Annotated in this window: 16 protein-coding genes and 1 tRNA gene; 7 read left to right on the top strand and 10 right to left on the bottom strand. The window is 55.0% G+C overall.

What is annotated here, in order from left to right:
- From BKY26_RS16950 to BKY26_RS16935, 4 genes are all read left to right on the top strand, one after another.
- The coding region (locus BKY26_RS16950; protein ID WP_193600205.1) for a uroporphyrinogen-III synthase at positions 1–386 on the top strand (386 nt) is incomplete at its 5' end.
- A gap of 96 nt (positions 387–482) precedes the next feature.
- Positions 483–1,718, top strand: a complete 1,236-nt coding sequence (locus BKY26_RS16945) for a COG4223 family protein (protein ID WP_131541921.1) — start codon at positions 483–485, stop codon at positions 1,716–1,718.
- Between the two features lie 11 nt (positions 1,719–1,729).
- Positions 1,730–3,310: a heme biosynthesis protein HemY gene (locus BKY26_RS16940; protein WP_071691557.1), complete on the top strand. Its 1,581-nt coding sequence runs from the start codon at positions 1,730–1,732 to the stop codon at positions 3,308–3,310.
- A gap of 178 nt (positions 3,311–3,488) precedes the next feature.
- Positions 3,489–3,564 (top strand) — tRNA-Thr (locus BKY26_RS16935).
- Between the two features lie 535 nt (positions 3,565–4,099).
- On the opposite strand, the gene BKY26_RS16930 is transcribed toward BKY26_RS16935, so the two are convergent.
- The 4 genes from BKY26_RS16930 to BKY26_RS16915 all read right to left on the bottom strand — a co-directional run bounded on the left by BKY26_RS16930 (position 4,100) and on the right by BKY26_RS16915 (position 8,554).
- Positions 4,100–4,879, bottom strand: coding sequence for a protein NO VEIN domain-containing protein (locus BKY26_RS16930; protein ID WP_071691556.1), 780 nt, complete (start codon positions 4,877–4,879; stop codon positions 4,100–4,102).
- A gap of 71 nt (positions 4,880–4,950) precedes the next feature.
- Entirely contained in the window at positions 4,951–6,756 is a 1,806-nt protein-coding gene (locus BKY26_RS16925; RefSeq protein WP_131541920.1) for a DEAD/DEAH box helicase, read from the bottom strand.
- 1 nt (position 6,757) lies between these two features.
- The gene (locus tag BKY26_RS16920) at positions 6,758–8,086 is read right to left on the bottom strand and encodes a hypothetical protein (RefSeq protein ID WP_131541919.1); all 1,329 of its coding nucleotides are present in this window, start codon (positions 8,084–8,086) and stop codon (positions 6,758–6,760) included.
- A 9-nt stretch (positions 8,087–8,095) separates the two neighbouring features.
- Complete coding sequence (locus tag BKY26_RS16915) at positions 8,096–8,554, bottom strand: BglII/BstYI family type II restriction endonuclease (protein ID WP_071691554.1); 459 nt, start codon at positions 8,552–8,554, stop codon at positions 8,096–8,098.
- Between the two features lie 764 nt (positions 8,555–9,318).
- Between BKY26_RS16915 and BKY26_RS16905 the strand changes: the two genes are divergently transcribed.
- Together BKY26_RS16905 and BKY26_RS16900 are read left to right on the top strand one after the other, a co-directional pair.
- Positions 9,319–10,926, top strand: coding sequence for a DNA cytosine methyltransferase (locus tag BKY26_RS16905; RefSeq protein ID WP_071691552.1), 1,608 nt, complete (start codon positions 9,319–9,321; stop codon positions 10,924–10,926).
- A 154-nt stretch (positions 10,927–11,080) separates the two neighbouring features.
- Positions 11,081–12,457 (top strand): exonuclease domain-containing protein, encoded by a 1,377-nt coding sequence (locus BKY26_RS16900; protein WP_071691551.1) that lies wholly within the window; start codon positions 11,081–11,083, stop codon positions 12,455–12,457.
- 151 nt (positions 12,458–12,608) lie between these two features.
- Here the strand turns inward: BKY26_RS16900 and BKY26_RS16895 are convergent, their stop codons facing one another.
- The 6 genes from BKY26_RS16895 to BKY26_RS20720 form a co-directional block, all read right to left on the bottom strand.
- Positions 12,609–15,050, bottom strand: a complete 2,442-nt coding sequence (locus BKY26_RS16895) for a bifunctional DNA primase/polymerase (RefSeq protein ID WP_158514355.1) — start codon at positions 15,048–15,050, stop codon at positions 12,609–12,611.
- Positions 15,043–15,351, bottom strand: a complete 309-nt coding sequence (locus BKY26_RS16890; RefSeq protein WP_071691549.1) for a hypothetical protein — start codon at positions 15,349–15,351, stop codon at positions 15,043–15,045. Before BKY26_RS16890 ends, BKY26_RS16895 begins: the two co-directional genes overlap by 8 nt.
- A complete protein-coding gene (locus BKY26_RS16885; RefSeq protein ID WP_071691548.1) occupies positions 15,351–15,623 on the bottom strand; it encodes a helix-turn-helix transcriptional regulator in 273 nt (90 codons plus the stop codon). The genes BKY26_RS16890 and BKY26_RS16885 overlap by 1 nt, the downstream gene beginning before the upstream one ends.
- Before the next feature lie 244 nt (positions 15,624–15,867).
- Positions 15,868–17,055, bottom strand: a complete 1,188-nt coding sequence (locus tag BKY26_RS16880) for a tyrosine-type recombinase/integrase (protein WP_071691560.1) — start codon at positions 17,053–17,055, stop codon at positions 15,868–15,870.
- 223 nt (positions 17,056–17,278) lie between these two features.
- Complete coding sequence (locus BKY26_RS16875) at positions 17,279–18,631, bottom strand: hypothetical protein (protein WP_131541918.1); 1,353 nt, start codon at positions 18,629–18,631, stop codon at positions 17,279–17,281.
- A gap of 389 nt (positions 18,632–19,020) precedes the next feature.
- Positions 19,021–20,382 carry an HNH endonuclease gene (locus BKY26_RS20720; protein ID WP_158514354.1) on the bottom strand — a complete coding sequence of 454 codons (1,362 nt, stop codon included), beginning with the start codon at positions 20,380–20,382 and terminating at the stop codon, positions 19,021–19,023.
- 168 nt (positions 20,383–20,550) lie between these two features.
- Between BKY26_RS20720 and BKY26_RS16865 the strand changes: the two genes are divergently transcribed.
- The gene (locus tag BKY26_RS16865; RefSeq protein WP_071691546.1) at positions 20,551–21,192 is read left to right on the top strand and encodes an alpha/beta family hydrolase; all 642 of its coding nucleotides are present in this window, start codon (positions 20,551–20,553) and stop codon (positions 21,190–21,192) included.
- The last annotated feature ends 91 nt before the right edge of the window (positions 21,193–21,283 follow it).

Here is a 21,283-nt window from a genome sequence, read left to right as displayed (position 1 = left end):
TGGAACTGATCCGCCGTGATGCCCCCGATGGCCCGCTGATACACCTGCACGGAACTCATGTGCGCGGCGGGATCACAGACCGGCTATCAGCAGAGGGGTTCAGCATTGTGGGCCACGCTGTTTATGATCAACGCAATCTCCCCTTGAGTGCAGGCGCGCTCGCGGCCCTCTCGGGCCCTCGCCGCGTGATCGTGCCGCTTTTCTCGCCCCGCAGCGCGGCCTTGTTCGCGGCAGACCTGCCAGCCGGCGCCAACCCCGACCTGATCTGCATCAGCGATGCCACACGGGCGGCCCTGCCCAAACCTCTGCGCCGTACAGCCATCGTCTCCGATGCCCCGACCGGCGCGGCCATGCTCAAAGCGCTGGCGAGACAACTTAGCCCCTAGCCCTCGCAGGTGCGCCCATGCGAACCTATCTGTGACTCGGCGCTGCACCGGACGGGAGTCTGTGGCGCATATTGAATAAATTGAAGGAAATAGATGGTGGCCGACCCGAACACGACCCCTCAGGAAACCGACGAAACCCAGGACGACGCCGCTCTGGAAGAGGCCAACACCGACGCCGATGAAACGGTGACGGATGCCGAGATCGTGGAAGACCCCGCCCCCGTCGAAGAGCCTTCCGTCGCGGAACCCGCCCCGCAGCCACCCACAGCCGAACCGCGTCGCGGACCCGGCTTCGTGCCGCTGGTTCTGGGCGGTGTCGTGGCCGCCGGGTTGGGCTATGGCGCGGCTTTCATGGGGTTTGCGCCCACCACCCAGGACAACAGCGCGACCGAAACGGCGCTGGCCGCAATTCAAACCTCACTCGATGAACAGGCCGGGGCGCTCTCGGCCCTGACCACCCGCGCCGCCGCACTGGAAGGGCAGATAGAGGCCATCCCACCCGCCCCCGAGGCGGTGGATCTTGGCCCGCTTTCCGAACAGATCGCCGCGCTTGGCGCAAGGATTGACGCAACCGGCAGCCAGATCACCGGCCTGACCGACCGGATCGCCTATCTGGAAACCCTGCCGCTTGGCGAAGGCGGGGAAGGCGCAGATAACTCCGCCGCCGTGGCCGCCGCCGTGGCGCAGCTTCAGGCCGCGTTGCAGGAACAATCGGCCAGCCTGGCGGAACAGCAGGCCGCGAATGCCGCGATGGCCGAGCAACTCGCCGCCGCTGCCGCCGCCGCCGAAGAACGCATCGCCGCCGCCGAAGCCCGGGCCGAGGCCCGCGTGGGCAGTGCCACGGCGCAGGCGGCGCTTGGCCAGTTGCGCATCGCCGTAGCCACCGGCGCGCCCTTCGCGGGCGCTCTGGCGGATGTCGTGGATGGGGCTGGCGTGGACATGCCAGAGGCGCTGACCGCCGCCGCCGAAACCGGCGTTCCTACGATGGAGGAACTGCAATCCAGCTTCCCCGCCGCCGCCCGCGCCGCGCTGCCCATTGCCATTCGGGAAACCGCCGGCGAGGGAGCGATGAACCGCGTCACCGCATTCCTGCAAAGCCAGGTCGGGGGCCGGTCGCTGGAACCGCAGGAAGGCGACAGCGCCGATGCGGTCCTGTCCCGCGCCGAGGCCGCTCTGCGCGCCGGAGATCTTGCTGGCACCGTCGCCGAACTGTCGACCCTGCCCGCCGACGCGCAAGCGGTCATGGCGGACTGGACGGCGTCCGCACAGATGCGCATCGACGCGATGGAGGCGATGGACAGCTTCGCCGCCGCGCTTGATGCCGCGAATTGAGGGGGACCGATATGCTTCTCTGGTCCGTCCTGAAAATCATCATTTTCCTGACCGTCGTGGTCGCGGCGGCCTTCGGCGTCGGTTACCTGCTGGAAACCGAATCCATGCTGCTGATCACCGTGGCAGGCCGCGAATTCGCGTTGACCCCTCTGTCGGGGGTGGTTGCCGCCGTGCTTCTTTTGCTGCTGGTCTATGTGGCGCTCAAGCTGCTTGGTCTTCTTGTCGCCACCATCCGCTTCCTCAACGGCGATGAGACCGCGATTTCCCGCTACTTCAACCGGCGCGCCGAGCGGAAGGGCTATCAGGCCCTGTCCGAAGGTATGCTGGCGCTCGCCTCTGGTGAGGGGCGACTGGCCATTCGCAAGGCGGAACGCGCCGAGGGCTACCTGAAACGGCCCGAGCTGACCAATCTGCTTGTGGCCCAAGCCGCCGAGATGGCGGGCGATACCGCCAAGGCAACCGAGACCTACAAGCGGCTTCTGGCTGATGACACGACCCGCTTCGTGGGCATTCGCGGCCTGATGAAGCAAAAGCTGGATGCCGGGGATACCGATACGGCGCTGAAACTGGCCGAGAAAGCCTTTGCCCTGCGCCCTCAGCATCACGAAGTTCAGGACACGCTGCTGACCCTGCAGGCCGGGCACGAGGACTGGGCCGGGGCGCGCAAGACCCTCGCCGCCAAACTCAAGGCGGGCGCCCTGCCCCGCGATGTCCATAAACGCCGCGACGCGGTGCTGGCCCTTGCCGATGCCCGCGACGCACTGGCCGAGGGCAAGATCGACACCGCCAGCAAGGAGGCCACCGAGGCCAACCGCCTGTCCCCCGATCTGGTGCCCGCCGCCGTTATGGCCGCGCGCATGGCAATCCAGGAGGGCAAGCCCAAGGTCGCGACGCGCGTGATCCGCAAGGCCTGGGACGCCGCCCCGCATCCCGATCTGGCCGCCGCCTTCGCCAGCATCGAACCCGAGGAAACCCCCGCCGCCCGCATCAAACGCTTCCGCGTGCTGCTGGCCAAGCACCCCGCCGATGCGGAGGTCAAGCTGCTGGAGGCGGAATTGCACATCGCGGCAGAGGATTACGCCGCCGCCCGCAAGGCCCTTGGCGATTTGCCAGAAACCGCCCCCACGGCCCGGTCGCTGACCATCATGGCCGCTATCGAACGAGGGGAAGGCAGCGAGGACCGCGTGGTACGCGGCTGGCTGGCCAAGGCGGTTACCGCCTCTCGCGGCCCGCAATGGACCTGCGAGAATTGCGGCCATGTCCACGCCACCTGGCAGCCGGTCTGCGAACATTGCGGCAGCTTCGATACGCTCGCATGGGCCGAGGCCCCGCAAAGCGAGTCGGCCTTCGCCGGAACCGCCCAGATGCTGCCTCTGATCGTGGGCGCGCTGGAAGACCGCCGGGACGATCCCGAAATCGAAGACCCTGAACCGGAGGTTGTCGACGCCGAGCCGGTCGATGACACCCCCGAGGTCACGGAAGACATGGCGGAAGAAAACGACCCGCATGCCCCCGGCCATGTATTGCCCGACATGGGCGAAGTTTCCAACGACGCGGAAACCTCCGAACCGGCGCGTACAGCCGCAAATTAGGACTGTTCAAGCGCGGGCAGGCTTGCTAAGAGCCAGCCCGCGTGCCGATGTAGCTCAGCTGGTAGAGCAACGCATTCGTAATTAGCGGGTCCGCTCGCAAACTACGTTTGATACCAGTTCGTTAGGCGCGGCGCGCTGTAACTAGTAGGGCCATAGTAGGGCCGCGACAGAGAAGGATGCCGCTGTAGCTCAGCTGGTAGAGCACGTCATTCGTAATGATGGGGTCGGGGGTTCGAGTCCCTTCAGCGGCACCATACTTCTCTTTCTAAACAATAGCTTAATCGACTTCCAGTAACTTCTTTGAATGGTGGCGATAGCTAACGCGTTCACCGCCCAACATCTGCAGCAGATTGTCCAACCCAAGACAAAAAGTTGGTTCCACACGCATGCCCTTTTTAGCAGTAGAGCGGAGCGTACCGAGAAAGTCGTATTACGTTTGTACTGTGCGGTTTGACCCAAGTCGTGGGGAGAGTGACCGACTGGCCGTAGTCATTATACCTCACCCATTTGCCATTCTTGTGTTCTGCCAAACGGATACTATCGCCAGCTTTGAATACCACCATGCGGTCTAGAGGGTTAGGCCCTTCATTTGATGCATAGCCTTGTTGGTTCCCCATCCTGTATATTTGAACAGCCAATATGGTAAACCCTGCACGCTTGGCCTGGCGCGCCCTCAGACTGCTGTGGACAGGGACACACCCCATATCCAATCAGTGCTTCACTAGGACTTCATTCTGAAAAAGAGAATAGCTTGCCGAAAGAGAGAATGGTCTGGCTTTTCCGGCGCAACTAACCGAGGGAAAACAACTGCTCAAAGGCCAGGAAAGGCACTTGTGCCGTCTCCCAGCTACCACTCCGTCTGTTTTCAGGGACGTGAGGCCTCATGTCTTCGACACAGATAACAGCGAGCCGCGTTTTGTGCGATGCGGTGTTCCAAAGATGAAAGCAATAACGCTCTGATTTGTCAGCCGTTTCCCACTCATTTCGCGTGAGGTACAAGGTCGCTTCACCCAGCGGTCTTTCGGAGCACTTGCACTCGATTTTCATCGGCGCGGGGTCACTTGCAGATGCGATTGAAAGAAGATCGTAACCAAATTCATCGCTATCCAATGCGACCCATCTGGGCTTCTTTCCGGTTCGCTTCGTCTCATACAACAAGCTTAGTCTCTCGCCTGTTCTGCCAACTTCAGTCCGGTTCCTGTCTTTGTCGCCGCGAACGCGATCCGCTACATCATCCCAGAAACGGACTACTTCATCGTTCTCGCCCTCGGCTAACTCTGCTTCATGGAGCAGCTGCGATATCTCAGGTGGAGCCTGGAGTAGAACATGGATTCGACCGCGGCGTGCCAATTGCAGCCAAGGATCTTGTCTCAAGAAGAAATAGTCGGTGAGCAAGAAGCGCAGCTGTTCAGTTGCATGGTTTAGCTCCAGACATTCTTGTCCACGGTGGGCAATCGAGACGCTCCCATCGGAATCCTCTTTGATCCAGCCGAGCGCACTTACGTTTTCCAAAACAGTCTGAGCGCTTGCAGAGGAAAATCGTAGGCTCTTGAGCTCGGACACCGACATGTTCTGTTCGCTAATTTCAGCGAGAAAATCGATGCATGCATAAGCTGTGCTAGGGGTAAGTAGTGCAGGACTCATTTGGGGCTCAGGGCCTCGACAAGAGCCTCAACATCTCCTTTGTCTAGGCCCGCACTGTCTACTTCCTGCTCCATCTCTTCTGATTCCCAAACAGGGGAGATGTTTAGTGAGTGATCTCGCAGGACTTGAGCCATTGCCGATACCTTGCTCTCGAGGCGAAGCCTAACTGTCTCATCAACTGTACCTTCGCACTCGACAACTTCGAGAGAGGTCGCCGTACCAGGCGGAAGACCTAGCCTGTGAATCCGATCTTCCGATTGTAGGTATTGAGCAGCATTAAAATTGCGATCGAGATAAATCGCGTGGTGGCAGACACGATGGAGACTAATTCCCTCGCTAGCAGCAGCTGGGTTAGCGATCATAACCTGAGCGTTAGCGTCGTCATGAAACTTCTTAATCTTCCCTTCCCTAGTGTCTTCGTCTTCGTCACTCCCAGCATCGACTCCACCGTGAATGTAAACGGCTCCAAGGTCACGAAGGCACTCTGAGAGATATTCCACGTTCTTCACAAACGAAGACCAAATCAAAACCTTATGGCCCTGCTTAGTGAGGTCTCTTGTTCTGCTTATTACGTACCTGATCTTCGGGCCTTCTCCCTCGCTCAACGCATGAGCTAGCTCGGAGGCGTACCGAAACTCTGGTTTGTCAGCGAGTAACGCAGGATTCGAGACAAATTGCAGAACCGTTGCGACGGAACGTCCAAATCTACGCAGAGCAACCTTAGTGCTATCGGTAAGCGCGCGTTCAGCCTCTCGCGCCAACTCACTTTTCAACAGTAAGTACAGTTTTTCCTGATAGGGATCCATGGGAAGACGGGTCACCTTCCTCGTAACGGCTGGCAGACCGAGCTCATCTTTTGTGGTTCTAACGTAAACCTTCTGGATACGCTCCACGACGTTCTCGGGTGACGCGCTTATCTCGGGGAAAAGAAATCTAAATTGAGGCACCAGGTCGTCGGTAGATTGTGGCATTGGGGTGCCACTCAATATCATTTTCCCCTTTGGCAAATGCGATATCTTCAGAATAGCTTGTGATTGCTGGCTTTCGATATTCTTGATGCGGTGACTCTCATCAAGAAAGACAAACGGTCTTGTCTTGCTGATGTACTCGGAAACCCTATCTCGCACTCGTACTAGCTGCTGATATCCGATAAGCATGAGCTTTGGGTTGTCCGACAGTTGCCGAGCGATTTGATCCGTCTTTCGGAGCCTCACAAACCGTTCAGAACGAGTAGGAAAGCACTGTAGGTACTGCTCATCCCAAGCCGCAAATGCGTTCTTGGGTGCGACGACGAGAAGTCCATCGTCTCTATCAGCACTTAGTGCATAGAATGCTAGTGCTTCGGTCGTCTTACCAGCCCCAGGTACAGAAAAGGATGCTCCGCTAGATCTCGCTAGCAGTTTGGCAACATTCCGAACCTGTTCTGGGGTCAGCGTTCGTTCAAAACCCACCGCTTCGAGGCGTTCCTTGAGCTCCCTTTCGCTTAGGTCTTGTGTTGCTTCGGAGAGGAAGCTCTCCTGCATTTTGCGAGAATGATTTAGCCGCTCAACAGCCTCACCAGATATCCCGAAGTCTTGGCCAGCCTTCAAGCCAAAGGCAGAGATCACGCTAAGCACTTCGCCGCGAACCGCAAGAAAAGTCCACCAGGGCAAGGTAAGTGCATTCGAACTACTGAATTCAGCCGAATCGGACGCCTCCAAGCAAATCGATACGATCAGCTTCTGCCACTTCTCCCGTGTATCATCGTCGGACCAGCGAAGAACAGCGAGTTCGTCCTTTTCTACGTAATCAAAAGAAAGCAACTTAGTTTTTCCGTTGCTCTATGAACTCACGAATGCGCGCAATGGACGCCTCCATTGCGTCCAATTGCTTCTCAGCGCCCTCGATTTCCGCTTCCGGTGTGAGGCCCAAGTTTAAAGCATCGTTCAGTGCCGTCCGCGATTTGTGCAGCTGCTTTACGAAGTACTTAGCCTTAGCTTCTTCGCTAATCTTTTCCTTCTCGGTTTTCAGTGTTTCTACGATCACATCCTGCGCCTTACTAATCGCTGCGGGAGATGCGAATATGTTTGCGACTAACTCCATGTCACTGGTTTCAGTCGGAGTGCTCTCACCGCCGCCAAAGGCCAGCAGTGCTTGATCGTCGGTGTCTTTGGCGTCGGTGTCTGAAAACTCCAACCTAAGCTCATCTTTGACTGAACTCAGGTGCTTCCCAAGTTTTGGAATGAAGGTGTATAATCTCTCTTCGGCGGCGTCGGGGTCGTCTATGTAGTGAAACGCAAGCTCCTTCAGAACTTCACGATCTGCAAGGCTTTTTTGTTCCTTCATCGTCTTGTTCAAGCGCTTGAATGTGTGCTCTGTTTCATTCAGAAGCGACCACATGTTTCTTTTGTCTCTGGATGAGAGGTATTCAGCCCCTAGGTCTCTGATTTCAAATAGTTCTTCAATCTCTTTCTTCTTCTTTCTGTATTGCCGGGAGAGTTCGGTTGTGGTGTAACCAAACTTTCTCTGCTTCTCCTTGAACATCTTGGCCTCAGCGTGCCACGTGTAGTCACTCCGGATATCTTTCTCGATCTGAAGACGTGATTCTATAGCGTCGAGTTCTTTGTCCTCGCATTTTGGCAAGACCACTACGTCTACATGGCTAAAGTGCGAGTACTTTTTTTGATCTGAGTAGTACAATTCTCGCCAACTACATAGACGGCGGTTGCCGTTGATCACAAATCCATTTTCATCCAGAAGGATCGGCTCAACTTGCTTATTCGTGGGATCACGAAACTTTTCAGAAAGCCCTTCTTCACCAATCATTTCACTCAAGATTTGGTGCTGAGCCTCCTGAAGAGTATACAGCTCCGGGTCACCATCAGTGAAAAAGTTCTCATCTTTTCCATTAACAACAACCCATTCCTCTTGAATTGATGATGTTCTACCATTTGCAATTCTATATTTAGGGAGGCCAATCTCTACTCGGAGAATGGGTAGACTGATTGTCTGCCCCTTAAAGTTCTCAATTCGATGAGAATCCCGGCCTTTCTCTTTGGCCTCTTTAGTGAGATCAGAGAAAGATTGTCGCCTAGTCGGAAGTGGCCATCCAAATTTCTTCTCTGCCAGGGATGATCTCTCTATCTCATTCATTATTCAGCCTCACTGAAATGAAACAATGACTATGGGCATATGGATGACCTTGCGAAAAATTACCAACTCTCCCTCGAGTCGGTCTGAATTGGCGAGATTATCACCCAAAATTCGAGCAGCAACCGCCGTCGGCAGTATGAGTACGCCCACATCAATTAAGCCGTCCAAGTACATTTGTTGGAGCTTTATTAGATCAGCGTACATTCTTGACATGTTGCCTGCAGTCTGGATGCCAAGTCCGATACGGTTTTTCTGCGAAGCGATCGTGATCTTGGATCCGTGAGCCACTTGCACCTTATCGGTCCAACCTTGATCTTTCAGTCTATCCAATACCTCATTTCGGAGATCCGTTCCATAGCCTCTCTCTATTGGGGTTTTGCAGTGTTTTATGGCAGCGAGAATCTCGTCCTGCTCCGCAGAAGATAGGGCCTCACTGCCCCCGAGATGAGAGTATTGATGCGTTTCCATCGACCTATGTAGCTCTTTTCACTGATGTCTATCCAAGAATACACACCGCTGGGTGAAACGCCATCCCTGGATTGTCAGCTAACGAGGCACACTACTCAACGTAGATTGGAGTCCTCGGCACATTGGCTTTGGGCAACTAAGATTGACCTTCGGTAGAAGCAGCGAGCTCTCTTGTGTTGGGTTCGAAGTTGCCAAAAGCGGCCATCCTGATAGCGTGCGGCCCTCTAGTCCAGGTAGGAAGTCCCGTTGTGAAGCGCGCAGAGAACAGTGGTGTACGGCTTAGCTCGGCAGATGCCGCGATCGTCAAGGGTATGCTGATCAGAGGTGATCGACAGCATGACATCGCCTCTTGGTTCGGAGTTAACGGAGGGCGAATTGGCGAAATCAGCAAGGGCCATAAGTTCTTCGATGTTCCGCCTCAAACAAGTGGACTGCCACGGCCAGGACCTTACATGTCTGGAAAGGCATCAGACTCCTTAGTTGGTGAGTGTCGGAGACTTAGAAGCAAGGTACGCAAGCTACTTTCCGATTGCTCTTTGGGCCCGGAGGCAAAATCCATCGTAACCAGCATGATGGAGCAACTGAACGGGATCATCGATGAGTAAACGGCGTCTGGAGTATGTAACACGCCGCTTCATCGAGCGGGCGTCCGCCCGTGCCTCGGAGAGCGAGGGTGGTGTACATCTTGTGCTCTCAGTTGTATTTACTGGATCTTCTTGTGGTAGCGTGCTAAAATCTGAAAAACTTAGGATTGAGGGGGCCGAGTGCGGGTTATTGATTTATACGCAGGTGTGGGGGGCTGGTCGGTAGGCCTAAAGCTCGCTGGCTTCGATATCGTCAGGTCGTATGAATGGTGGCAAGCAGCTGCAAATACTCATCGGGCCAACTGTGGTTCAACGGTTGAGGTAATCGATATAAGAACGTTGGACACGAGCACCTTACCCAAGGACATTGATCTCGTAGTCGGAAGCCCACCATGCACACAGTTCTCATACTCCAATCGTGGCGGTTCCGGTGATGTGGAGGACGGACTGCTAGACATCGCAAAATTTTTGAGCGTGGTTAGGGCCTGCAAACCCAAGGCCTGGGCCTTTGAAAACGTGCCTCGTGTTAAGTCAGTACTTGAAAAAGAGATATTACCAGGCGGTGCGTTGAATAGTTTTGCTGATCTGTTTGATGACGCCAAAGTTGAGGTATTTGATTTCGCAGATTTTGGTCTCCCTCAACGCCGTAGGCGCTGCATTGCAGGTAACTTCGATTTCAATCTCCTAGCGTCTTATTCTCGAAAATCGAACCACCCAACTCTAGGGGACGTTGTTTCTAGACTAAGCATTGGCCGTGAGCCCATCTTCAAAGACTCTTCAAAAAATACAGTAACAGATAATGATCCAGAGGAGCCGTTAAATTGGGAGGAACAGCGCTTCAATAGCGACATGAAGGTGGCACATCCAGTTTACAACGGTATGCCCTTCCCTGACCCACTCGATCGATCGAGTAGAACAGTAACCGCGACATGTACCAGAGTTTCGCGCGAGAGCCTTATCATCAAAGATGATAAGACCGGAGGATACCGCAGACTGTCAGTGCGAGAAAGAGCTTCGCTACAAAGTTTCCCAGTCAACTTTCAATTTCTTGGCTCAAGCCACTCTCAAAAATTGAAAATGATTGGGAACGCTATCCCACCGCTCTTTACCTATATGATAGGCGAAGCGGTAAAAGGTACGCCCAAGGATAAGCTAATTCCAGCAGAAGAGCTTGACGCGAATTCTCTGATATCCACCACTGATAGTATTCTCACCAAACCCGACAATTCTGGGAGGGCGTATCCCGAGAATAGGCGGTTTAGATTCAGCATTCCTAATTTACGCTTTAAGAGTGGAACACGCTTTGAGCTTGCTAACATTGACGGACCAATGAGTTGGGCAGTGTGTTTTTACTTTGGGGACTCCAAGAGAATACAAAAGCGGCAATTCACGCTGAGCGATGTTGACTCCTCTGCTCGTGACTGCTCGTTAGATTTACGCGAGTTACTCAAATCGACAATGGATGAATTGAGAAAGTATGACTTCTGGGATGAGATAGCGGGTCTTCAGGAGACTTGGAGCCACCGTTCTAATGGGCTCCATCCTTTCAGTTTGATTGATGCATTTGGCGATTTTGCTGAACGACATGCACAGAGCGACGCATGGACTTCGCTGGATGAGGATGACGTAAAGAGATACGTGACATCGATTGTATATTCGAATGACACCATCCAAGGATTGGCAACCCAAAAAATTGAGAACTATGCAACAATGATTGCCATTGGTTCATTAGTCGCTGCTCTCGCGAACCAAGAGTTTTCGAAAGTTTTTCAACCTGTTGCCGTCTAATTGCCGATGTCGTATTTTCGCATGGACGCCTTCCTTTTGACCGCTTCGGTGACATATTGAGCACTATAAACAACAGTCCTCATCCTGACCTTTTCACGATTTGCTCGTCATTCTCGGTCGCGTTTGTTTGGTTCTGTAAATGTAGACTGTTTTTATGAACTTCATTTTCTACGATACAGAGACCACCGGCACGGACACTGCGTTCGACCAGATTCTGCAATTCGCAGCGATCCTTACCGATGCCGAACTAAACGAGCTCGACCGCTTCGAAACTCGCTGCCGTCTTCTACCTCATGTGATCCCAGCACCAGGAGCTTTGCTTGCCACGCGCGTCACACCTACAATGCTGACCGATCCTAGCCTGCCATCGCACTACGAAATGATGCTGCAGATCGCTGAGAAGCTGCGCGCGTGGTCTCCTGCGATCTTCACCGGCTATAACACCCTTTCTTTCGACGAACCCTTGCTGCGTCAGGCCTTCTACCAAACACTACAGCCGGTCTACCTCACAAACACCAACGGCAATCAACGGGCGGATGTACTGCGCCTGGCCCAGGCCACAGCTGCATTGGCGCCCAACGCCATGGTTGTTCCCATCAGCGCCAAGGGCAAGCCGACTTTGCGCCTTGATACCTTGGCACCAGCAAACGGGTTCGCACACGAAAACGCCCATGACGCTTTGGCAGATGTCGAAGCCACCATCTACATGGCGCAACTGATCCGCGACCGCGCGCCCTCAATTTGGAATTCTTTGTTGCCTCTGGTGGACAAGGGCGAGGTTGCGGCCCACCTGAGCTCCGGTGCGCCCAAGTGCATCGTTGAGTATCACATGGGGATTCCGTCCATTCGAGCCGTGGTCGGCTGTGGACATCACCCGAAGAATCCAACCATGATGGCTGCCTTTGTTTTGCGTCGAGACCCTGCAGAAGTTTTAAACTTGAGCGAGGCAGACCTTGTGGAAGAAACGAAGGGGCCCAATCGAGCGCTCCGCACTATCTACTCAAACAAAATGCCAGCGGTGATCGACACAGCCCTCGCGCCAGACCTGCCAGCCGTTATTGGCTTACCGATGGCTGAGATCGTCCGCCGGGCCGCTGTGGTGTCCGCTGACGGCCAATTTGCTGCACGGGTATGCAGGGCGATGGAACGGCGCTACCCGCCCTTCGAGCCTGCCCAGATTGTCGAGCAGCGGATGTATGAGGGTTTTCCAAGCCGCGCTGACGAAGACCGAATGCAGGCGTTCCACAAAGCGGAGTGGCCCGAACGTGCCGAAGTAGCCGAAGTCTTCGAGGACGACAGATTCCGCGAACTGGCGCGGCGGCTCGTATTTGTGAATGCCCCAGAGTTCATGCCGACCGCGCGACGCGACCAGTTGCAAACTTGGCTGAACAACCGCCGACACGGCCGTGAGGGTGTCGAAGCCGGGCGGACTCTGGCGGACGCAATGTCAGACCTGGAAAAAGTCGAAACAGAATACCCAGCTAGCAGTGAACCAATTGCCGCCATAAAGATCTGGTTGGAAACACTCTGAGTACCCTCAACCTTTCGGGCCATTGTCCGGGTGGTAGCCCCTGCCTTTTGCGTTGCCCTGAGGCCAAAACCAAACCCGGTAAACCCGTCAAACCCGGGCACGAATTCATGCTCTAGGTTTGACAGTTTTTAGCGGTGAACGGCCCTTTTGATCAGAACGGAAATTCCATGTCAGCCTCCATGTCATCGGGTACATCCGGAACATAGCTGCCAACAAACTCTACGCGATACCGTTTTGATCCCTTTGAATCGGCATAGCTGCGCAGTACTCGATCTCCAACAATCCGATCCTTGTGCTTCAACAGCAGCCGACCAATGCTCTTGGTGTTGAACTGGCCATTTCGCGTCATGGCAACCAAAGCCCCATAGAGTTCTTTGATTTCAGGAGAACTGGCCTCCTCCGCCATTGCACCGATTTCAGCAAGGCCGTGCTCCCGGTCGCCCAGCGCTGCGACCCAGGCATCCAAGAGGCCCGCAAGCTCGGACTTCATTGGATCATCCAGCATGATTCTCTCACGCGTCACCGCTGGATCAGGCAAGCCCAACCAGAGCAACGCGTCCCTCACCAGGTTCCATTCCCGAAACGACCCGATAGGTGTCGACTGTTTGGGGCGGCCCGCCGCAATATAGGCGCGCAGAATAGTCAGACCTGCGGCCACCAATTGTGTTCGGTTTTCTGCGGCTTCCTCCCGTGGATCAAAGTCATGTTCGACCAGGTCAGGCCGTTCTGTTTGCGGGTCCAGGCGGCAGACCAGCGTGCGCCGCCCCATGTCTCCAGCTACCTCAAGGTTGTTCCCGGTGGCCATGAACAGCGCGTTGGTTGGGGTTTTAGCAACTTCGGATTTCCCAAGGATGCGGGCGCCCCATTCTTCTGTTGTCAGCACAGTACAGAGCGAGTCGCCACTTATGGGGCGATCACAGTTGTCGATGACGACAATGCCGTCGCCGGCCATCAAGACCGCACCAATCCGTTTCTCGTCTTCTTCTTCTGTTTTACCTTGAGATATGATCGTGGGCGAATGACCGTAGGCCATGATCCCGATGGTTGCTGCAACGTAGGTTTTTCCGCTCCCAGCAGTTGGCGCATCTAGTGCGAAGAGGGGCGCTGTCCTCAGCGATCTGCGAATAAAGGCGGTGAGCGTAGCTGCGAGCAAGACGCTCTTGTCGACAGGTTCAGCAAAACGGAAATCCCGAAACGGTCGCCACAGAGCATGAAGTGCCTCCATGGCTTCCTCTTTTGAAGGTGCTTCAGGAACCGGGTCGAATACTGCATCTCCAGGATCGTAGAGCAGGCCAGATTCATAATCGTAGCCGGGTGTCTGAAGAATCGATCCATCCGCGCGCAGCGTGGGCGTGGAGATGATTCCATTGAGTACGGGGACACGCCATTCACCTACGCGTGCGATGTAGGTTGCCGCGTGATCGACCGGTGGGTTGATCGGTTTGGATCCCTCCTTGGTGGGTCGTTCCCAATTTGCGATGCGCGCGAACTGTTCACGAAGCCATGCCGTGACGACGCGTGTCAGCACAAGTGCACCCCCAGAGCGCTTTACCCCGTCTTCGCCAATAGAACGCGGCAAGCGGCTCACGCGGACCAAATTCTCGCCGCGTTGGTAGACGCCAGAGTCGGACTTGATGAGCAGGTCCTCGATTTCGTCGATTTCGTACGGTTGGCTACCTGGTTCCACGAGAATAGTCGGCTTACCGTCTCTCGCGAAACGCCCGGCCGGCCCAGCGCCCGAAAGCCCCAGCCACTTGCGCAAGGTACCTTCGAGGCTTTCGATTTCCAGGCGTTCGCAGAGCTCAGGAAGCCCCCAGGCTGGTTCGTCATTTTGGATTTTGTCTCGAGAGGTTGCTGCCTTTCCGCCTCGCTTTTCCGCCTCCTCGTCACCAGCTGCAGCAGCCAGGGTCACGACAAGCTGATCGACTTCCTCGTCTGAATATCCGGCCCGGACCAGTACGCCAGTCAGTGCCAAACACACATTGTCACGGTCTCCTTGCACGCGGGGGTAATACCGCAATAGCACAGCCAGCGCGGCGCAGAGCCCACACCTCTTGACCAGGTCTTCGGCCGACACAGACGGGATTTTTGCAGGATCCCCCATCCATTTGACCGTTTCTCCTTCAGGATGCGTGGATGGCGGGAACATAGTCTGAGCTCCGTCGCTTCGAATTTCGAGAACGACGCTGCGGCCGAAGTCCAAGCTCTTCGCGGCCTTCGGGGGAATCTGAAACCGGGTACTCTTCATTGGGGTGGTCATCACCAGGCGATGGCTACGTGGAGAGCTCATACGCCCAAACGCGATAAAATCAGCAAAGATTTGATCAGCGATCGGGATTGCGTCGGCGATGTCCAAATCAATGTCTGCCAAGCCACCCGAGCGGGCGCCCAAGGCGATCCCAACGTTGCTGCCAGGCAAGAACGCTACTTCAATTTCCCCCTCCTCCCATTGACGGGGAGCGCCCCAGTTGGCGTCCGGCTTCTTTGAGTTGGGCGGGAGCCGCAAAGGCTCCCATCCCATTTTTAAGTATGCTTTCGCAGCCTCAGCGACGTTGGGTGAGGCAGAAAGAGTCGGAGAATTTTGCTCAGTCATCCCCGGCCTCCGAGTCCAAAAACCCATTTGCTAGTAGCCAGTCTTGGACGTCACCAAGAATGTAGAAAGTGTGCCCGAGGTCTTCACAATGCTTGGGACCCAATCCTACGACTCGCATGTTCTCCCAGTATGCTGCACTCGTCGCGGTGAGCTTTGGCAGGGTGCTGGCATGAATGAGGACTTTTTTCCGAATGGCATGAAAATCGATGCTCAAGCTTAACAAATCGGAAGTAACGCGAGGGGTCTCGGCAGCCGTCAAACTTTCCGTATTATGGTCTAAACTCTTTTTTGTATCGGGCATCACACAAGCTCCTGGGTTGGAATTTCGTGTGCAGCCAGCCAAGCATCGACATCAGCCCTGCGGTACCAGACGAGGTTGCGCACTTTGATGTACTGCGGGCCTTGGCCCCGCATGCGCATCTTTTCCCACGTGCTCTTGGATGTATCCGTGATCCAGGCAAGCTGTGCAGTGTTGAGAAGCGACAGACTCTCTTGTCTCTTGGCGTTGTTTTCAGGTTCAAATGCATGCCGCCCTTTCGAGCGGTATGAGCAGTTGAGTTTCAAATTTGTCATTTTGACAGTCCTTCCTTTTCGGTGAGGGGCGCAGCTCAGCGCGGCGCCACATCAAGCGGGTGCCTGATGTGAAGAAGGATCGCCTTTTGGCCTTGAAGCAGCATTCCGGAAGGCTGCTGGGACCGTGTGTACATTTCGGAGTTTTTGCAGGTGCTAATTCGGAAGAAGCTGCCGATGCCAATGCACTTGCCAATAGAGATTTGCCCGCCAGAGCGGTCATTAACTTACGAGCTACGATTGCCTGTTATGCGGCTGAGTTTTCGCTCTGGGTGGAAAGTTCGACTAGCTGCAAGATCCGGTCGGCCACGGCTTCCACCGGGCCCCTAAGCCGCTCGGGCTGGCTCACGATGTAACCGGCTGTCACGTCCCCTGAGAGGCGATGGTTCAGCAGGCGCTTCAACGCGTAGTGCGGCACGTCTAGACTTTCGGCAATGGTCACAAAGGTGCGGCGAAGGTCGTGCAATGTGAAGCTAACGCCGGATCGCTCTTCTACGCGCGCTGTGAATTTTTTTGTTTCGACGAGGTGCCCAGTTTTGCCTTTCCCAGGGAAAACCCAAGGGGAAGCGCCGGTCTCCTTCCGGCGCGCAATTAGTAGATCGACGATGAAGGCAGCAAGTGGAAGATCAAGCGGATCGCCATTCTTCGTTTTTGGAATGTGCAATGCACGGCCTTCGAGGTCGATGTAGTCCCACCGAAGGCTGGCAATCTCGTTTCTCCGCATTCCGGTAAACAGCGCCAGCAGTAAGAAGTCGCGCGAGTAGTTTGGTTCAGCCATTACTGCACACCACCAAGATGGAAATTCTTGAGCCGGAACCGCGCCGCGACGGCGCCGTTCAGGGAACCAAGCGCGAGCCAAGGTCAAGATGGCAACTGGGTTAGGCGGGAATTCCTCAAAAGCGGCTGCGTTGACGTTGTAGACGGACCTTAGATGTCGCATCGCGTTGTTTGCGGTGACCTGACCGTGTTCCTTTGCAATCCGCTGGTGTCGCTTCAGCACCATTTGCCGGGTGATCGAGGTTATCGGCGAACGTTTCCAGTCCTGGAGGTAAAGGTCTCGAGTGCGTTGATAGGCATCGACACTGCTCCTGGCCATCGCGGTTCTAGCCTCAAAGAATCGATCGAAGGCCTGCGCAAGCGTCACAGCCTCTTGTGCAACGCGGCGTTTTTCTTGGTTTGGGTCCACACCGCTCGCCATTTCACTGAGCGCCGCCAAACTACGACGCCGGGCTTCGTCCACGCTGAGCACATCCGCGCGGCCAAGCGTGATACGGCGTGTGCGTCGGTTAACCTGCCCCTCTACGAAGAAGACTTTCGAGTTCGAACCGACCCGGACTCCGAGGCCCCGCAGGGTTGTGTCCCGGTACAATTTCTGGCCGCGTTCTGTGTAGGGGAGCGCGTCAATCGCACGCTTAGTGAAATGCAGTTTTGTCATCGAGACCTCCATCTGGCCTCAACTCAAAGTAAGTCACGATTTTCGAAATTACAATCATTATCAGATACTTATCAGGTTTTGACTTGTGAGAAGTGACCTCTGGACAGACCAGATCAGTCTGATCCCGCCGGATTGAGAACAGGTTTCTCCGCCACCAACTACCGTTTTTGCAGATGACCTGGAGACCGTACCCAGAGGGCATAGTGGCGTCGAACAACCAGTGCTACTCGGCTTGCAAGCTGCGCCAACGACTGTTTGCGTCGGCTTCCGCCCCAAGTATCTTTTCGTCAAGTGTGTCGCGAAACTGGTCGAGAACAGCTGCACGGCTTTTGCAAGCCCCCATCAACTCTGTCTCAAGGGCATCGCTCATAAGATAAGCGTTGAGAAAGAAAGCCGCGGTATCTGCCTCAAACCGACTAGGCGGCACTCTATTGGCATCTATCCCAGACCGTACATGGGACATGTCCAACGGTGCTTCCCAAGCACCAAAGATTTCTTGGAGCAGACCGGGACTTACTTCTTCCCATGCCCAATAGTCGTTACTGCAGCCATCGCGATATCTGGCATCGGGAATAATGAAGTCTGTGAGCCGAACGTGCTCAGCTTCCCGCCCGACTAAGCCAGCCCCATTGATCTCGAGAACTCCATCCGTTTCATCGAAGTAGACGCCTTTAAGAACCAATTCACCGTCCTTTTTCCCCCTAGCATCCAGCCTGCTACGAAACTCCAGCAATGGTCCCGGTTCACCGGTCCGACCGACGGGAGCGAGGGCCAGACGAACCTCAAGGGATATCAATGCGAAGATCTCAAGCTCCTCCCCGTTGCTGAGGTGGAGTTTTGCCGGGCTTTGTTCCGCAAGCGGCGTCGTCCCGAGCAGGACCGAAGGAATAGGTGGAAGTTCTCCAGGGTGAGCTTGGTAGCCAGCGAGGCCAGCCGAACATCCGACCATGTCGAGTGGCTGCTCTGCGCAAATAAGCCGATCCGTCTTGTGATCGTACTGGCCATTTCCCTGGGCCGCTTCCGTCCAATAAACGTCGATATTCGATTTCTTTGCCACGGCAACGCTCATAGCACGCAGCAGTTGGGCGAGGCGCGCCCATCTCTCTTCTTCCCAGCGTGTAAGAAATTCACGGTCTGCGCCGAATGTGCAGCCCTCAAACACCTGGCAGATAAATGGCGCCGATGACTCGTTGCGCAATGTGGCGATAGCTTCGGCTATCTCAAAATACTTCCCAGGCTTCTTAGCCAAACGCTTTCTACGCGAACTGCTGGCGTTTTCAGGAAGAGTGTAAGTATCGAGCCGCTTAGTTGAGTCAGTAGTGTTTCCTCCACCAAGGCCTGCCTTGTCCACCACATCCAACTTCTTCAGTTCGCCTGTGGCGCATACTTCCTCCAAGAGCTGGTGAAGATTGGATGCGGCACGCGCTTGGTCATCGGCAGAGAAAGCTTGGGCCTTGTCTCTTGCCGCTCGAAGAGCCGAGGCGCGTTTCTCCTTTGGAACCCGAGGAGAGTGCGCTGTGGCGCGTCCAGCTGTATTTGCCGTCGCACGGTCAGATGGATTCTGTGCTTTGTTCATTTTGGTGTTCTCCTTGGAAATCTGCACAGAAATTACCGGACGGGAAGCCCTTCTTCCTTCCGAATAAACGCGAAGAACGCAGCGGGATTTCGGAATAATGATGGTCAAATTTCGGAATTTGGAAACTTACAACACCTATCACTCGCATGCGTGCGCACGAGTAGGCAACGATGAGATCAGGGGTTAAACAGATACTTTCCTCCGATCCAAGAAAGTATAGTCCGAGCGCACCTCCAGCTTGATAGTTCAAGGATCCATGCATGGGGCGGGATTGCCCGGTTAACGAGGTTTAATGTTGCCAATAGTACTTGCGGCAACGGAAAAATAAGGGAATTCCTCCACCCTGCTGGAGCGTGTTCCGCACTCGCGAATTCACAATGGCGTCGTGATCAACGTTGCTTCTTGAGCAACCCAACAAGTTCCGGGATCGACAACCAAGGCCTTTTTGCGTGAATCATGCGATGGCAGTTGGCGCATACAAGGGCGAGGTCTGAAAGCTTTGTCTTGTCACCTGGCTTCATTTCCGAAACTGGCACCGTGTGGTGACACTCAATGAAGCCTTTCCCTCGATCGCCATAGGCCGCCGCAAAGTCGAAGTTGCATGCTTCGCAGTAGAGGCGCCCGTGCTTCTTTAAGAAATGCTTCTTTTTACTCTTGGCAATCTTTGTATCGCGCTCTCGGTAGCGGTGAAACCTGGTAACCAACGCCCCTTCAGCCGCCTCAGCCACCTCTGGTTCCCCAGCGTCTGCTGCACTTGCCCAAGGTGTGTTACCAAATTTCAATAACTTCAAAACTTCACGGATGGACCGCGCGGCGTTGGCCAGTTCTTCAGAGGAAAGGTCCCAAACTTCTTGTTCGACGGCGCGTAGCTTACGGCCTAGACCCTTGCCAACATACTGCGGGTCGTACTTTTTCAGCTCCATAAGCTTCATGTAGACACCGTTTGGATTGCGAAAGGTCTCGTCGCCACGCAGTCCTAGGCTTGAGGCGAGAGATCTGATCTCGTCCGCTAAGTCGATAAGTCTTTCATCCGTTTTTCCTGGAATTTGAGGAGCAAATTTCTTGTAGAATTCTGTCGCGAGGATCAGTTCATCTCGCGTCCACAGTGGATTTCTAATCTTCCCTTCGTGACCGGCCTCAAGTCCAATAAAGCGGTAGACGGAATCTCCGACCGTTTCCAAGAAAGACGGATAAAGGTCCTTGGCTCTCTGTGTGTTGTTGTGACTGAAATCACTTGGAAGAATGGAACTCGGGTTTCGTTCCGGGAACATTTTTCGATAGCGCTCATCGAACTGTGCCCGTGTGAAATGACCTTCAAATGACCGCGACACGTCATAGTGCTCTCGCTGAACCAGGCTCAGTTCGTCAACGGCCCAAACACGCTTGGTAGAAGCTTCCCTTTCGAAGGTCTGAAATCCCAATCTTTTCAAGACCCCAGCCGCCGCATCCTTGCCACCTGAAAATGCCGAGTTCGCTAGCGGCCCTATTTCCGGCAACGCGTAGCCGTGGGCCGCACCCACAATCGCCTTGGAGTCTAAGTCCTCGCCATCAATCCGAAGTAGGTAGCGAGTAGATTTCCCGAACCCGTACTTCTCAAGAAACGCAGTCTGCCCAATGGCGCGGTATTCTTCGACCGCCTTGAGCACGGAGGCTTTGGTTACATCTGAAAGTGCCATGTGTTCACGCTTGCAGAGGGCGCCGAATTGTTCAACCAACTGTTGTGAAGGAATGGCACTACTTCCATATTTCAAAGACTGGCCTCCAACTCTGTCTGAACGGGATCGCCCAGAGGTCGGCTTTGACTGAGACCCGTCGATGGGGTGGGGTCACCCTGGGACTTGTATTGGTCAATGGGTTGGGCGCAGCGGGCCAAATGTAGGGAGCAGACGCGCCTTGGAGCGTTTGGAGTAGAAGAGATTATGCAAAACGAGTTCTTAAACCTCGGCCCGCAGACAGCAAGAGCAACCATCCTGTTTGCCCACGGCGCCGGTGCGCCGATGGACTCTCCAGCCATGACAGCAATCGCGGGTGCATTGGCTGAACAGAGTCTCAGAGTTGTCCGGTTTGAGTTTTCCTACATGGCTGCTCGCCGAACTGAAGGCAGCCGGAAACCCCCACCACGCGCTGAAAAACTGATCTCGGAGTACCTAGACGCAATCGAGGCGCTCGATGTCGATGGCCCGCTGATCATAGGTGGGAAGTCTATGGGTGGGCGCGTTGCCAGTATGGTTGCGGATGAGCTGTTTAAGGCGGATCGTATCGCCGGGTTACTCTGCGTGGGCTACCCATTTCACCCGATTGGGAAGCCTGAGATACTTCGCACTGAGCACCTGCAACACCTGCAAACGCCAACCCTGATCTGTCAGGGGACCCGCGACCAGTTTGGCTCGAAGGATGAAGTCAGTGGGTATGAGATTTCCTCGGCAATCCAGATGAAGTGGTTTGAAGACGGCGATCACGATCTGAAGCCACGCAAGCGCATCTCTGATTTCACGCATGCGGATCACATCACATCAATGGGCGTAACTGTTTCAGCATGGGTCGAAGGTCTTGTTGGCTAGAGACGCCTTAGCCCGGCGGGTTTACCGTGTTTGCAGGGTTTGGTTGGGCCACTTGCAGCGCGTAGCCAATATTTAACATAAGGGCGCTTAC

Origin of the sequence: Nioella sediminis, assembly GCF_001879695.1 — a bacterium.
Taxonomy (GTDB): Bacteria; Pseudomonadota; Alphaproteobacteria; order Rhodobacterales; family Rhodobacteraceae; genus Nioella; species Nioella sediminis.
This window is presented reverse-complemented; position numbering and strand designations above follow the sequence as displayed.